The organism is Kitasatospora sp. NPDC057904 (assembly GCF_042887925.1).
Lineage (GTDB): Bacteria > Actinomycetota > Actinomycetes > Streptomycetales > Streptomycetaceae > Kitasatospora.
Map to the genome: position 1 here is coordinate 1004696 of NZ_JBHVOL010000001.1, position 13523 is coordinate 1018218.

A 13523-nucleotide genomic window follows, 5' to 3' on the forward strand; every position below is an offset into this window, starting at 1 on the left:
TCACATCCGGAACACGCCGAAGCGCGTCTCCTGCTTGGGAGCGTCGACGGACATGGCCAGGCACAGCGCCAGCCATTCGCGGGTCTCGGTCGGGTCCACCACGGCGTCCACCCACATCCGGGCGGCGTAGTAGAGCGGGTGGGACTGCCGCTCGTAGGTCTCGATGATGGGGCGCTTGATCGACTCCTCCTCCTCGGGGGAGAGGATCTTGCCCTCCTTCGCCAGCTGGTCGCTGCGCAGGAGCGCCATCACCGTCGCGGTCTGCTCGGCGCCGACCACCGTGGACTTGGCGCTCGGCCACATCGCCATCAGCCGCGGGCCCATCGAGCGCCCGCACATGGCGAGGTTGCCGGCGCCGTAGCTGCCGCCGACGACCAGGCTGAACTTGGGCACCTTGGCGGTGGAGACGGCGTTGACGAGCTTGGCGCCGTGCTTGGCGATGCCGTCGGCCTCGTACTCGGCGCCGACCATGAAACCGTTGATGTTGTGCAGGAACAGCAGCGGGATGTCCCGCTGGGTGCACAGCTCGATGAAGTTGGCGGCCTTCTGGGCGCTCTCCGGGAAGAGGACGCCGTCGTTGATCAGGACGCCCACCGGGTAGCCGCCGATGTGGCCGGTGCCGCAGACGATCGTCGGGCCGTAGCGGGCGCGGTACTCGACGAGCTCGCTGCCGTCCAGGAGGCGGGCGAGGACGTCCCTGGCCGGGATGTGCTCGCGCAGGGTCGCGCTGACGATGCCGGGCAGTTCCGCCGGGTCGTACAGCGGCGGGCGCGGGGCCCGCGGCGGCGGGGCGAGTGCCGGGCGGCTGTCGCGGGCCATGATCTCCCGGACGATCGCGAGCGCGTGCTCGTCGTCCTCGGCCAGGTGGTCGGCCACGCCGCTGACCCGGGTGTGCAGGTCGGCGCCGCCGAGGGTCTCGGCGTCCACCATCTCGCCGGTGGCGGCGCGCACGAGCTGCGGGCCGCCGAGGAACACCGTGCCGGTGCCGCGCACGATCACCGTCTCGTCGCACATCGAGGGGATGTACGCGCCGCCGGCGGTGCAGCTGCCCATGACCGCGGCGATCTGCGGCAGGCCGAGGGCGGACAGCTCGGCGATGTTGCGGAACATCCGGCCCAGGTGGTGCTCGCCCGGGAACAGGTGCTCCTGCAGCGGGAGGTAGACGCCGCCGGAGTCGACCAGGTAGATGCAGGGCAGGCCGTTCTCGCGGGCCACGTTCTGGGCGCGCAGCTGCTTCTCGACGGTCAGCGGGAAGTAGCTGCCGCCCTTGACGGTCGCGTCGTTGGCGAAGATCACGGCCGGCCGGCCGCTCACCACACCGATGCCGGTGACCAGGGCGGCCGAGGGCACGTGCTCGTCGTAGACCTCGTGCCCGGCCAGCTGGCCCAGCTCCATGAACGGCGTGCCCGGGTCCAGGAGCCGGTGCACGCGCTGACGGGCGGTCATCTTGCCGCGCTCGGTGTGGCGCCGCCGCGAGCGCTCGTCGCCGCCGGCCACGGCGGTGGCCCTGGCCCGCGCGATGACCTGCCGCTTCTCGTCGAACGCCGCCGAGTTGCGGCGGAACGCCTCGGAGGAGGTGTCGACGTGGGACTGCAGGACGGTCATCGGCGCTGCTCCTGGGCGCCTGCGGCCTTGGCTGCCAGGCCCTCGGCACGCAGGCCGTCGTTGAGGGCGGTGCAGAAGTCCCGGATCTCCGCCTCGGCCATGTTGGCGCGCAGCATCAGGCGCAGGCCGGCCTTGCCGCGGCCGATGACCGGGAAGAAGATCGGCGAGGTGTAGTAGCCGCGCTTCAGGAGCTCCCCGGCGAGGCGGATGGTGGCCTCCTCGGAGCCGATGTCCACGAAGCGGATCGGCAGGCCGTCGCCGCTGAACGAGGTGTCCACGAGCGAGTCGAAGAGGGAGATGTTGTCCTGCAGCCGCAGCTGGAGCTCCTTCAGCTCCGGGGAGCGGTGCAGTTCGACGGAGGCCATGACGGCGCCCAAGCCGGCGGTGTTGATGCGCTGCGACCACATCAGCGGGCCGCCGTTGCGCAGCGCGGTGTCACGGCGCTTCTGATCGCCGTTGCGGCCGAGGAAGATCGCCCCGCCGGACGCGCCGAAGCCCTTGTTGAGCGAAGTGATGATCAGCGTGCGGTCGTTCATGCCGCCGCGTGCGGCCATCTCCTCCAGGACGGCGCCGCGGCCGCGCTCGCCGACGGTGGAGACGCCGTGTGCCTCGTCGAAGAACAGGAACAGCCCGTACTTCTCCTGGAGGCGCAGCAGTTCGGCGATCGGGGCGGCGCCGCCGGTGCTGTAGACGCCGTCGGCGACGAAGGCGACCTGCGGGTGCTTGCGGCAGAGGTCTTCCAGGGCCGCCATGTCGTTGTGCGCGATGGTGACGATCTCGGCCTCGTCGGCGACGGCGGGCTTGAGCGCGTTGAGGCAGAAGTGCGCGTTCTTGTCGAAGACCATCAGCGGCGGCACGTCGTCGGTGAGCAGTCCGGAGGCGAGCAGCGGCAGGCTCGCCCAGGCCGCGGCGGCGCACGAGGCGACGGTGACGGCCTCGACGTCGAACAGCTCGGACAGCGCGGTCTCGGCGTCGCGCAGCGAACCGAAGCGGATGCGCATGCGGGAGGTCGAGCTGTTGAGCGCGCCCTCGGCGAGCACTGCGTCGGCGGCGGCCCGCACGATCCGGGGGTGGGTGTCGAGGCCGAGGTAGGAGTAGGAGGACATGTTCACGAACTCGTGGCCGTCGGCCAGCGCCCGGTGCCGCCCGTCACCGAGGCCGGACACCACGATGTCGAACATCCCGGCCTCGGAGGTGACCTCCCAGAAGTCGTGGCTGATCCGCGCGGACTTCTTGAGGTTCAGGTAAGTGTGCACGCCGGTTTCCTTGTCGGATTGCGGTACAAAAATGCAAGGCGAAGCCACCCGGAATGACGACGTCATTCGGGACCATCGGGGTCATTGGGGGAAAGGGCAACGCCGCTCAGCGAACGGAAGCATTGATCCAAAGAATTCAATACCCCGGAACGACTGTCAACCGGAAACTATTTGCCGCCTCGCAAAACGGACAGACCGGTATGCGCCGGGTGCACCGGAAAATATTTGCCGGTCGGCCGCCATTGACACCCCTCGGGCCATTGGATAAAAACCGGGGCGCATTGTGCCGACCGACCGGTCGGGTGGGAACCCGGGATTACCGGATCGGGACGGCGGCGCCCGAGACGCGGACGCGGGCGTCGCCCTCGCGCAGCTCGACGTGCAGCAGACCCGGGCGGCCGAGGTCCTCGCCCTGGTGGAGCGTCAGGACGGCCGGCGCGCCGACGGCGCCCAGCTCGCGCAGGTAGGCGCCGAACGCGGCGGCGGCCGTGCCGGTGGCCGGGTCCTCCACCACGCCGCCGACGGGGAACGGGTCGCGGACGTGGAAGACGTGCGCGCTCTCCCGCCACACCAGCTGGAGGGTCAGCAGGTCCCGGGCCGTCATGTAGGCGGCGAGGCCGTCGAAGTCGTACGCGAGGCGGGCCAGGCGGTCGCGGGTGGCGGCGGCGAGCACGAGGTGACGGGCCCCGGCGTAGGCGACGCGGGGCGGCAGGTCCGGGTCCAGATCGGCGGCGGCCCAGCCGAGGAGGGCGAGCGCCTCGGCGACGTCGCCCTCGCTCACGTCCTCGACCTTCGGCTCGACGCTGGTGAGGGTGGCGCGCAGCACGCCGTCCGCGTCCGCTGCCACCTCGACCGGGACCTCCCCGACCGCGGTGCTGAAGACGAACCGCCCGGGGCCGGTGCGCGCGGCGAGGGCGACGGCCGAGGCCACGGTCGCGTGCCCGCAGAACGGCACCTCGGCGAGCGGGCTGAAGTACCGGACGGCGTAGGCGCCCCGGCCGGTGCCGGGGGTGAGGAAGGCGGTCTCCGAGTAGCCGAGCTCGGCGGCGATGGCGAGCATCCGCCCGTCGGACAGCCCGGTGGCGTCCGGGACGACGCCGGCCGGGTTGCCGCCCTCCGGGCGGGTCGCGAAGGCGGTGTAACGGAGGATCTCGGGAGTGGTCGAGGACGTGTCACGGGTCATGCCCGACGAACGCGGGCCGCCACGGCCGTGTTCCCCCTGGTCACCGTTCCCCCGGTCACCGCAGGACGGCCTCCAGCAGGTCGGAGCCCAGCCGGGCGCTGCCGGCCAGGTCGAGCTCGTACAGCATGTACCGCCCGCGCCGCCGGGTGACCAGCAGTCCGGCCTTGCGCAGCACGGCGAGGTGGCGGGAGACCTCGGGGGCCGAGAGCTGCCAGGCGGCCGCGAGTTCGCCGGTGGTGTGCGGGCCGCGGGCGATCGTCCGGGCCAGGCGCAGCCGGATCGGGTGGGCGAGCGCCTCCAGCCGCTGCTGGACGAGCGCCAGCGAGACCGGCTCCGGCAGCCCGGCCTCGGCCACGGGGTACTGGACGACCGGCCGCCAGCCCGGGGCGTGCACGACGAGCAGGTGCGGACGGCCGAACGCGGTCGGGATGAACGTCACTCCCCCGCTCGCCACCCCACTGGTGGCGTTGTCCTGGAGCTTGTCGACGACGATCCGGCGCCGGCCGTCCGCGCCCTGCTCCAGCGCGACGGACGGCGATACCGCCGCGAGCGCCTCGCCGGCGCCGCGCAGGCGCACCAGGTCGGCCTTGCGCCGGGCGTCGGCGGCGAGGTCGGGCAGGACGCGCTGCCAGGCGTCGGCGAAGAACGCCGACCCGCAGTCCTCCAGCATCCGCCGCACCAGGGCGCGCACGGCGGGCGGGTCGGCCAGCAGCCGGTCCGCGAACGCGGCCTGACGGGGGCCGCGGGCGAGGGCGAGCTCGCGGGCCCGCTCGTTCGCGACGGGATCGCTCAGCGGGGAGGCCATCCGCCGGGTGAGCCTGGAGGAGCCGCACGTGGTGATGAGCGCGGCGGTGACGTACAGCTCGTCGTCGACCCGGTCGACGGCGTCGAGCTCCTCCGCGAGGGTGGCGCCGGGCAGGCCGGGCACGAGGAAGTCCGCACGGGAGGAGCGCCAGAGGAAGTCCGCCTCCAGCAGCCGCTCCGACAGCTCGGGCGGGATCGTCGCGGCCGTGGAGGAGGCCCAGCCGTGCAGCGCGGGGTGGTGCCCGGGCTCGGCGAGGACGTGCAGCATCGCGTTCAGCTCGGCGAGCGGGGACGGCGTGAAGACGAGGCGCTCGTCGGGCAGTCCGGTGATGTCGATGGTCAAGCTCACGGAAGGAATCCTCCCACCAGGCCTGATGCACCCCGCCGTCGATTGACGCGAACCGTCAATCGACGTGCCCCGGCGGCCGGCCGGGGCGCACGGTGTCGGCCATGAGCCTGATCCAGGAGAAGTCCGTCCACGACCACGCCGCCGCCCGGGCCGGTGAGCCGCCCGCGCCGCCGGTCGGCACGAGCCGCCGCGGCCCGTCCGCCCTCCTCACCCTGCTCACCGCCGCCGGCGGGCCCCGCTACGCCGCCGCCCTGCTCGTGGACGCGGTGGGCACCGGCCTGCTGCGCCCGTTCCTGCTGCTCTACGGCATCGAGGTGCTGCACCTGACCGCCGGCGGGGCCGGCCTCGCGATGACCCTCGGCATGGTCGTGGGCCTCATGGTGGTGCCGCTGACCGGCCGGTGGATCGACCGGGGCGCCCGCACCCTGCCGGCCGCGGCGACGCTCGCGGTGCGGTCGCTGGGCGCGCTCGCGCTGCTCGCGGCCGGCGGACTGCCCGGCTTCACGGCGGCGGCCGTGCTGATCGGCGTGGGCAGCCAGTCCTGGCCGGCCACCCACGCCGCCGTGGTCAGCACCCTGACCGAGGGCCGGCTGCGGGACGCGGCGCTGGCCGCCGGGCGCTCGCTGCGCAACGCCGGGATGGGCGCGGGCGCGCTGCTGGCCACCGTCGCGGTGACCGGCGGCGAGGGCGCGATCCGGCTGCTCGCGGGCGTGACGGGCGTGACGTGCCTCGGCGCCGCCGCCCTCGTCCGCTCGCTGCGGGTGACGGCTCCGCCCGCTCCCTCCGCTCCCGTCGGCGCTCCGCAGGCCGGCCCCCGCACGCCGATGCGGCGGATCACCCTGCTCAGCCTCGCCAACGTGCCGTACGCCTTCTGCTTCGACGTGCTGGAGGTGGCCCTGCCCGCGCTGCTCGTGCTGCACCTCCAGGCCTCGCCCGCGTGGTCGTCCGGCGTCTTCGTGGGCAACACGGTGCTGGTGCTCGCACTCCAGCTGGCCCTGGTGCTGCGCCTCGCGCACCGGCCGCGGCGCGTGGTCATGGCGGCCGCCGGGTTCGCGCTGTCGCTGTCGTTCCTGGGCTTCTGGGCGGCCGGTTCGCTGGGCGGCACGCCGGGCGCGGCGGGCATCGCGGTGGTCGCGGTGCTGTTCACGCTGGGCGAGATCCTCTACACCGGCTCCGGCACGGCCCTGGTGGCGGCCGTGGCGCCGCCGCACCTGCTCGGGCGGGCGCTGGCCCGCTGGGAGCTGTCGATGGGCGTGGGCAGGGCGGCGGCACCCGCGGTGCTGACGGCCCTGCTGGCGGCCGGGCCCGGGGTGCTGTGGTCCACGCTGGCGGTCGCCACGCTCGCGGGGGCGGTGGCGGTGCTGCGGCTGGGACCCGCGGAGTGACGCCGGCCGCGGCGGCCCTTCCCGGGATGCGGGCGGGCCGCCGAGCACCGATCCTGGGCGCGACGCCTGTCCCCGGAAGGAAGATGCATGAGCGAGCGAAGCGAGCAAATCATCGAGAGGTGCGTGTTGCGCGAAGCGCCTGCCGACCGAAGGGAGGCGGGCGCATGAGCGCGCTCGACTTCGAGGTCATCGACAGCCCGGACAGCTCCCTCAACAAGACCTCCGTCCTCGTCACCGGCCCGAACGACGCCCTGCTGGTGGACGCCGGCTTCACCCGCTCCGACGGCCGCCGCCTCGCCGAACGGATCCGGGCCACCGGCAAGCGGCTCACCACGGTGTTCGTCAGCCACGGCGACCCGGACTTCTACTTCGGCGCGCAGGAGGTCCAGGACGCCTTCCCCGAGGCCCGCTTCCTCGCCACCCCGTCCACCGTCCAGCACATCCAGGACACCTACGAGGCCAAGCTCGGGGCCTGGGCGCACCTCGGCCCCGAGCTGCCCACCCGGCTCGTGCGGCCCGAGCCCCTGCACGGCGACGAACTCGTCTTCGAGGGCCACCGGTTCGAACTGCGCGGCGCCGACTTCCACCTGCCCGACCGGCACTACCTGTGGCAGCACCACCACCACGCCGTCCTCGGCGGCGTGCTGCTGTTCGAGGGCCTGCACGTGTGGACCGCCGACACCCCCGCCCCCGAGCAACGGGCGGCCTGGATCGACCTGTTGGACGGCATCGAGGCGCTGGAACCGCAGTTCGTCGCGGCCGGCCACCGCACCGCCGGCGCGCCCACCAACCTCACCTCCGTCTTCCACACCCGCGACTACCTGCGCGCCTTCGAGACCGAGATCGGCCGTTCCCCGGACGCCGCCGCGGCCGAACAGGCCCTGGAGAAGCGCTTCCCGGACCTCGGCCTGGCGATCGCCGTCGACCTCGGCACGAAGGTCGCCATGGGCGAGACGACCTGGGGCTGAGCCACGATGATCGAGATCCCGCGCGGGACCGCCGCGTTCAACGAGTCCGCCGCCCCCGCCGACGTCGTCCGCCGCCAGTACCTCGCCTCCGCCCGCGGCGACCTCGCCGCCCTGCGCGCCACCCTCGCCGACGACATCGAGTGGACGGAGATGGCCGGCTTCCCCCTCGCCGGCACCTACCGCACCCCCAAGGGCGTCACCGGCAACGTGATGGAACGCCTCGCCGCCGAGTGGCACGACTGGACGGCCCACGACGACACCTACGTCGTGGACGGCGAGAACGTCGTCGTCCTGGCCCGCTACACGGCCGTCCACAAGACCACCGGCAAACCCCTCGCGGTGCGCGTCGCCCACCACTTCGTGGTGCGCGGCGGCCGCATCGTGCGTTTCGAGCAATTCACCGACACCGCCCTGGTCCGCGACGCGACACAACCGTAGGCCACGCCCCTCACCTGACTTCACCCGAACGGGGGAGCCGGTGGCGGCGCGCCCGGCGCGGTCTCGACAGGCCACCGGCGAGGCGGCAGGCTGGCCGTCGATCCGGGCCGGAGAGCGAGGAGTTCAGCATGGGAACCGCGGACGACAGCGGACGTGAGCGGCCGATCGTCATCGTCGGCGCGTCGCTCGGCGGGGCCAAGGCCGCGCAGGCGCTGCGCGAGGCCGGGCACCGGGGCGGCATCGTCCTGATCGGCGAGGAGCACGAGCGCCCGTACGAGCGGCCGCCGCTGTCCAAGGGCTACCTGCTCGGCAAGACGCCCCGCGAGAAGATCTACGTCCACCCGCCGCAGTGGTACGCCGAGAACGACATCACGCTGCGCCTCGGCACGGCCGTCTCAGCGATCGACCCCGCCGCGCACACCGTCACCCTCGCCGACGACGGGCGGATCGAGTACGCCAAACTCCTGCTCACCACCGGCTCGGTGCCGCGCCGCCTGCCGGTGCCCGGCGCCGACCAGGACGGCGTGCTCTACCTGCGCCGGGTCGAGGACAGCGACCGGATCAAGGCGGCGCTGCGCCCGGGCGCCCGGGTCGTGGTGATCGGCGCCGGCTGGATCGGCCTGGAGACCGCCGCCGCGGCCCGGGAGGCGGGCGCCGAGGTCACCGTGCTGGAGGCCGCCGAACTCCCGCTGCTGCGCGTGCTCGGGCGCGAGGTCGCCCAGGTCTTCGCCGACCTGCACCGCTCGCACGGCGTCGACCTGCGCTTCGAGGTCCGCGTCGAGGAACTCACCGGCGCCGACGGCACGGTGACGGGCGTCCGGCTCGGCGACGGCAGCACCGTCCCGGCCGACGTCGTCATCGTGGGCATCGGCATCGCGCCCGCCACGGCCCTCGCCGAGGCCGCCGGCCTGGAGACCGACAACGGCATCACGACCGACGAGCACTTGCGCACCTCCGCCCCCGACGTCTACGCGGCCGGCGACGTCGCCAACGCCTACCACCCGCTGTTCGCCCGCCACATCCGCGTCGAGCACTGGGCCAACGCCGTCAACCAGCCCCAGACCGCCGCCCGCGCGATGCTCGGCGGGGACGACGCCGGGTACGACCGCGTCCCGTACTTCTTCACCGACCAGTACGACCTCGGCATGGAGTACGTCGGCTACGTCGACCCGGGCGGCTACGACCGCGTGGTCTTCCGCGGTGACCCGGCCACCCGCGAGTTCATCGCCTTCTGGCTCGCCGACGGCCGGGTCCTCGCCGGCATGAACGTCAACGTCTGGGACGTCACCGACCCGATCCGCGAACTCGTCCGCTCCCGGCGGGTGGTGGACCCGGCCCGCCTCGCCGACCCGGCGGTCCCCCTCGGCGAGGTGTAGGGGCCCGGGAGGGGCGCGACCGCTTCTGGGCGGGCACATGGGGCCGCCCGAGCTCGGAGAGCTCGAACCGACACGATCGCCGGGGCCCGAACCGGTGTCAGTGCGGCGACGAGGGCGGGACCCACGGGTGGGTGCCGGACTCGTTCGGGGTGCTCGCAGGGGGGCCTGCGGGGGCGGGCGGATCGCCTGCCGGACCGGTGGGGTCGGGCGTCGTCGGTGGCGGGGCCGGTTCGGTCCGGTCCCGCCGCAGTGCGACCAGGGACACGACCGCGGTGAGCACGGCGGCGATGGCCGACAGCAGTCCCGCCAGCGCGCTGACGAGTGCCGTGATCTCCGCGGTGCGGTCGACGGGTTGGCCCTCGCCGCACAGGCACGGGAAGTGGATGGCCTGGAAGAAGGCCAGGACACCGCCGGCCACGAGCAGGAAGGCCAGCACGCCGAGGCCCGCCGCCACGCGCATCCGGCGGACGAACCAGCGCGGACGCGCCGCGACGGCCCGGACCCGATCAGGACGCGGACGCCAGTCGAACTCGCCGTTGCTGCGGTCGGATTCCACCACGCCAGGGTAGTCCCGGGGGACGGGCCACGTGTCCATTTCAGGACGTGACCACCGCTCGGCCGACGGCTGACGAACTGCCCGTCCGTGATACTGGAGGTCCTGGGACGGCGGCGCGGGCAGGGAGGCGTGGTGGGTGGGACGGCCGGGTTCGCCGTGGTGGTGTTCGGCGGGCTGGGGGGCGTGGTCGCGTACCTGGCCGGGGTGGTCGGGTTGCGGGACGTGCGGCGGCTGCGGCGGGTCGGGGTGCCGGTGCGGGCGCTGGTGCGCGAGCGCGTGCCGACGCCCGACGACCGGGTCTCGCCGCCGCGTCCGCTGCTGCAGTTCGAGACCGAGGACGGCCGGGTGGTCGAGGTCTTCTCCCCCGTCCCGTCCACCCGGCGTCACCCCCTGCCGGACGGCGGCCACGTGCCGCTGCGCTACGACCCGGCCGACCCGCGCCAGGTGCTCGTCGAGGGGCGCGAACGGCGGCCGCTGGAGTACGGGTTCATCGCGCTGGGGCTGTCGATGGTCCTGATCGCGCTCGTCCTGGCGGTCGTGGCGCTCTAGGCGGACCGGACCGCCTCAGGCCCCGACGGTGGCGAGGGCCGGGCGGAAGCCCGTGCTCGCCCCGAAGATCGGCTGGGGATCGGACCAGACGCTGCCGCCCGGGTCGAACCGGTTCCACCAGATGCGCTGGTCGCCGTCCGCCCCCTTCCACGTCATGACGGTGGAGCCGCCGTAGACGGCGAGGGCGGGCCCGACGCCGCTGCGCGCCCCGGGCACCGGCTGGGGCGGGGTCCAGACCGTCGAGGACGGGTAGAGCCGGCTCCACCAGATGCGCTGGTCGCCGTCCACCCCCTTCCACGCCATGAGCAGTCCGCCGCCCGGCTGCCCGGCCAGGGCGACCCCGGCGCTGGTGGCGGCGCCGTCGACCGGCTGCGGCCCGGTCCAGGAGTTGCTGCCCGTCGAACCGCCCCGGTAGCTGCTCCACCAGATGCGCTGGTCGCCGTCGACGCCCTTCCACGCCATGCACGGCACGCCGTACGGCCCACCGCTCCGGTCGACCGCCAGAGCAGGCCCGAAGCCACTGGACGCCCCGGGGACCGCCTGCGGTGCCGTCCACCCGCCGTAGTAGCTGTTCCACCAGATCTACTGGTCCCCCGTGACGCCCTTCCACGCCATGAAGACCCCGGCGTAGTCGGTCAGCGCCGGGCCGACGCTGCTCGCGGCGCCCGGCACCTGCTGGGGCGCGGACCAGGCGCCCCCGTCGAACGAGTTCCACCAGATCCGCTCGTCGCCGAGGACACCCTTCCAGGCCATGAACAACGGCCCGCCCCACGGCCCGGCCAGGGCGACCCCGGCACTGGTGGCGGCGCCGTCGACCGGCTGCGGCCCGGTCCAACCGGTGCCGTTCACAAGCTGGTTCCACCAGATCCGCTGGTCCCCGTCGACGCCCTTCCACGCCATGAACGTGCTCCCGTCGGCGACGCCCGCGAGATTCGGCAGCCGCTCGGCACCGACCGCGACCGGCACCACCGATCCGCCGACTCCGGCCACGGCCACGGCCGTTGCCCCCAGGCGGAGCAGACGCCTCCGGCTCAACCCCGAGCCCAGAGCTTCTTGCGACACTGTTGACCCTCCGTCACATGAGAGGTGCTCATCGAACCCTGTGTGCGCCGGGGAGCGTACGGAAGCCACTATGACACGGGCGAACGGCGGTGGGGGGGAGGCCGAGTTCAGCCGCCCTAGTCCCGGCTCGCCCGCAGCGCCGACGGGGTGGTGCCCGTGTGGAGGCGCATCGTGCGGGTGAGGTGACTCTGGTCGGCGAAGCCGCAGAGCTGGGCGATCGCGGCGATGGGGGTGTCGGTGGTGAGCAGGGCCCGGCGGGCGTGTTCGAGGCGCAGGCGGACGAGGTACTGGTGCGGCGACTGGCCGGTCGAGGCGCGGAACGCCCGGGTGAAGTGGGACGGGCTGACGCCGGCCACGGCGGCGAGGTCGGTGAGGGAGAGCCGGCCGTCGAGGTAGCCGTTCATGTGGTCGACGACCCGGTCGAGCCGCTTCGGGGTGAGGCCGCCGTCCCGTTCGGGCAGGCCGGGGCCGCGGGTGGCGGCCGTGCGGATGAGGTGGGCGGCGAGGGCCTGGAGCAGGGACTGCGCGTAGAGCGGGTCGGCGGGGCGGGGGCCCTCGTACTCGGCGACCAGGCGCTCGACGAGCATGGCGAGGAACGGGTCGGTCAGGTGGAAGCGCGGGGCGAGTTCCAGCGGCCCCGGCAGGTCGCTCTCGGTGGCGAGCTTCTCCAGCCAGGCCGGTTCGAGGGCGACGATCATGAGTTCGGCGTCCTGCCCCCAGCGCGGGCGGGAGGCCCAGCCGGCCGGGTTGATCAGCGCCTGGCCGCGGTGGAAGCGCTCGCGCCGGGGCCGGCCGTCGGCGGACCAGGCGAGGTCGGCCGAGGTGCCCGCGTGCACGGCGAGGACGTGCCGGGTGGGCCCGTCCTCCATCGGGGAGTCCCCGGTGGCGGCCCGTTCGAGGCCGCGCTCGACCACGGCCTCGTCGAGGTCCTGGCCGCTGCCGGAGAGCCGGAGCAGGTGCGGCTTGATGGCGGACAGGAACGTCGCGTGGGTGGTCATACCGTCGATTCTGGTCCGTCCGGGGGACGGATGACGACCGCGGGCGGCGGCGGATCCGGGTGCCGCGCGAGATCGTGAGCGGTTCGTTCCAGGGGGCGCCGGATCGTTCAAGCCCCGGAGGGGCCTCGCGGCGGACAGTGGTGCGGCGAACACATCCCCCATCTGGCGAGGAGCCGTAGATCATGAGCAGCAACCACTCCCTGGCCGGCAAGGTCGTCCTGGTCGGCGCCGGTGCGAAGAACCTCGGCGGACTGATCAGCCGCACCGCGGGCGCCGACGGCGCGAAGGTCGTCGTGCACTACCACTCGGACGGGACCGCGGCGGAGGCCGAGGCGACGGTCGCCGCGGTCAAGGCGGCCGGCGGCGAGGCGGTGGCCGTGCAGGGCGACCTGACGAAGCCCGCCGAGGTGGAGCGCGTCTTCGCCGTCGCGAAGGAGACCTTCGGCGGCGTCGACGTCGCCGTCAACACGGCCGGCATGGTGCTGCGCAAGCCGATCGTGGAGACCACCGAGGCCGAGTACGACGTGATGCACGCCGTGAACGCCAAGGCCGCGTACTTCTTCATCCGCGAGGCGGGCCGGCAGCTGAACGACGGCGGCAAGGTCGTCACGATCCTGACGTCGCTGCTCGCCGCGTTCACCGACGGCTACTCCACCTACGCGGGCGCCAAGGCCCCGGTCGAGCACTACACGCGGGCCGCGGCCAAGGAGTTCGCCGCGCGCGGGATCTCGGTGAACAACGTCGCCCCGGGCCCGATGGACACCCCGTTCTTCTACGGCCAGGAGACCCCGGAGCGCGTGGCGTTCCACAAGTCGCAGGCGATGGGCAACGACCTGACGAAGATCGAGGACATCGTCCCGATCGTCACGTTCCTCGCCACCGACGGCTGGTGGATCACCGGCCAGACCCTCTTCGCCAACGGCGGCTACACCACCCGCTGATCCGAAAGACGCGCCCCGGCGCTGCCCCGGGCCCGTCGGGTCCGGGGCAGCGC

At 73.6% G+C, this 13523-nt stretch carries 14 protein-coding genes; 6 read left to right on the forward strand and 8 right to left on the reverse strand.

The window, feature by feature from the left end:
• From ACFVSN_RS04630 to ACFVSN_RS04645, 4 genes are all read right to left on the reverse strand, one after another.
• The gene (locus tag ACFVSN_RS04630; RefSeq protein WP_387592866.1) at positions 1-1605 is read right to left on the reverse strand and encodes a carboxyl transferase domain-containing protein; all 1605 of its coding nucleotides are present in this window, start codon (positions 1603-1605) and stop codon (positions 1-3) included.
• Entirely contained in the window at positions 1602-2861 is a 1260-nt protein-coding gene (locus tag ACFVSN_RS04635; RefSeq protein WP_380439248.1) for an aminotransferase class I/II-fold pyridoxal phosphate-dependent enzyme, read from the reverse strand. The genes ACFVSN_RS04630 and ACFVSN_RS04635 overlap by 4 nt, the downstream gene beginning before the upstream one ends.
• Positions 2862-3177: 316 nt before the next feature.
• On the reverse strand, positions 3178-4044 hold the full coding sequence (locus ACFVSN_RS04640) for a PhzF family phenazine biosynthesis protein (RefSeq protein ID WP_387592869.1): 867 nt from the start codon (positions 4042-4044) through the stop codon (positions 3178-3180).
• A gap of 55 nt (positions 4045-4099) precedes the next feature.
• Positions 4100-5197, reverse strand: coding sequence for a DUF5937 family protein (locus tag ACFVSN_RS04645; protein ID WP_380439251.1), 1098 nt, complete (start codon positions 5195-5197; stop codon positions 4100-4102).
• A 101-nt stretch (positions 5198-5298) separates the two neighbouring features.
• Here ACFVSN_RS04645 and ACFVSN_RS04650 point away from each other — a divergent pair, with 101 nt between their 5' ends.
• The 4 genes from ACFVSN_RS04650 (at position 5299) to ACFVSN_RS04665 (ending at position 9364) form a co-directional block, all read left to right on the forward strand.
• Entirely contained in the window at positions 5299-6582 is a 1284-nt protein-coding gene (locus ACFVSN_RS04650; protein ID WP_387592872.1) for an MFS transporter, read from the forward strand.
• A 164-nt stretch (positions 6583-6746) separates the two neighbouring features.
• Positions 6747-7550 carry an MBL fold metallo-hydrolase gene (locus tag ACFVSN_RS04655; protein WP_387592875.1) on the forward strand — a complete coding sequence of 268 codons (804 nt, stop codon included), beginning with the start codon at positions 6747-6749 and terminating at the stop codon, positions 7548-7550.
• 6 nt (positions 7551-7556) lie between these two features.
• Complete coding sequence (locus tag ACFVSN_RS04660; protein ID WP_380495384.1) at positions 7557-7988, forward strand: nuclear transport factor 2 family protein; 432 nt, start codon at positions 7557-7559, stop codon at positions 7986-7988.
• A 128-nt stretch (positions 7989-8116) separates the two neighbouring features.
• On the forward strand, positions 8117-9364 hold the full coding sequence (locus ACFVSN_RS04665; RefSeq protein WP_387953691.1) for an NAD(P)/FAD-dependent oxidoreductase: 1248 nt from the start codon (positions 8117-8119) through the stop codon (positions 9362-9364).
• A gap of 97 nt (positions 9365-9461) precedes the next feature.
• Here the strand turns inward: ACFVSN_RS04665 and ACFVSN_RS04670 are convergent, their stop codons facing one another.
• Positions 9462-9920, reverse strand: coding sequence for a hypothetical protein (locus ACFVSN_RS04670; RefSeq protein ID WP_380495380.1), 459 nt, complete (start codon positions 9918-9920; stop codon positions 9462-9464).
• Positions 9921-10052: 132 nt separating this feature from the next.
• On the opposite strand from ACFVSN_RS04670, the gene ACFVSN_RS04675 reads away from it, so the two are divergent.
• Positions 10053-10469, forward strand: a complete 417-nt coding sequence (locus tag ACFVSN_RS04675) for a DUF3592 domain-containing protein (RefSeq protein WP_387593709.1) — start codon at positions 10053-10055, stop codon at positions 10467-10469.
• 15 nt (positions 10470-10484) lie between these two features.
• On the opposite strand, the gene ACFVSN_RS04680 is transcribed toward ACFVSN_RS04675, so the two are convergent.
• The 3 genes from ACFVSN_RS04680 to ACFVSN_RS04690 all read right to left on the reverse strand — a co-directional run bounded on the left by ACFVSN_RS04680 (position 10485) and on the right by ACFVSN_RS04690 (position 12529).
• A complete protein-coding gene (locus tag ACFVSN_RS04680; protein WP_387593707.1) occupies positions 10485-10931 on the reverse strand; it encodes a hypothetical protein in 447 nt (148 codons plus the stop codon).
• Positions 10932-11051: 120 nt separating this feature from the next.
• Entirely contained in the window at positions 11052-11465 is a 414-nt protein-coding gene (locus ACFVSN_RS04685; protein WP_387593705.1) for a hypothetical protein, read from the reverse strand.
• Positions 11466-11647: 182 nt separating this feature from the next.
• Positions 11648-12529 (reverse strand): helix-turn-helix domain-containing protein, encoded by an 882-nt coding sequence (locus ACFVSN_RS04690; protein ID WP_387593703.1) that lies wholly within the window; start codon positions 12527-12529, stop codon positions 11648-11650.
• A 182-nt stretch (positions 12530-12711) separates the two neighbouring features.
• Here ACFVSN_RS04690 and ACFVSN_RS04695 point away from each other — a divergent pair, with 182 nt between their 5' ends.
• Positions 12712-13470: an SDR family oxidoreductase gene (locus tag ACFVSN_RS04695; RefSeq protein WP_387593701.1), complete on the forward strand. Its 759-nt coding sequence runs from the start codon at positions 12712-12714 to the stop codon at positions 13468-13470.
• The last annotated feature ends 53 nt before the right edge of the window (positions 13471-13523 follow it).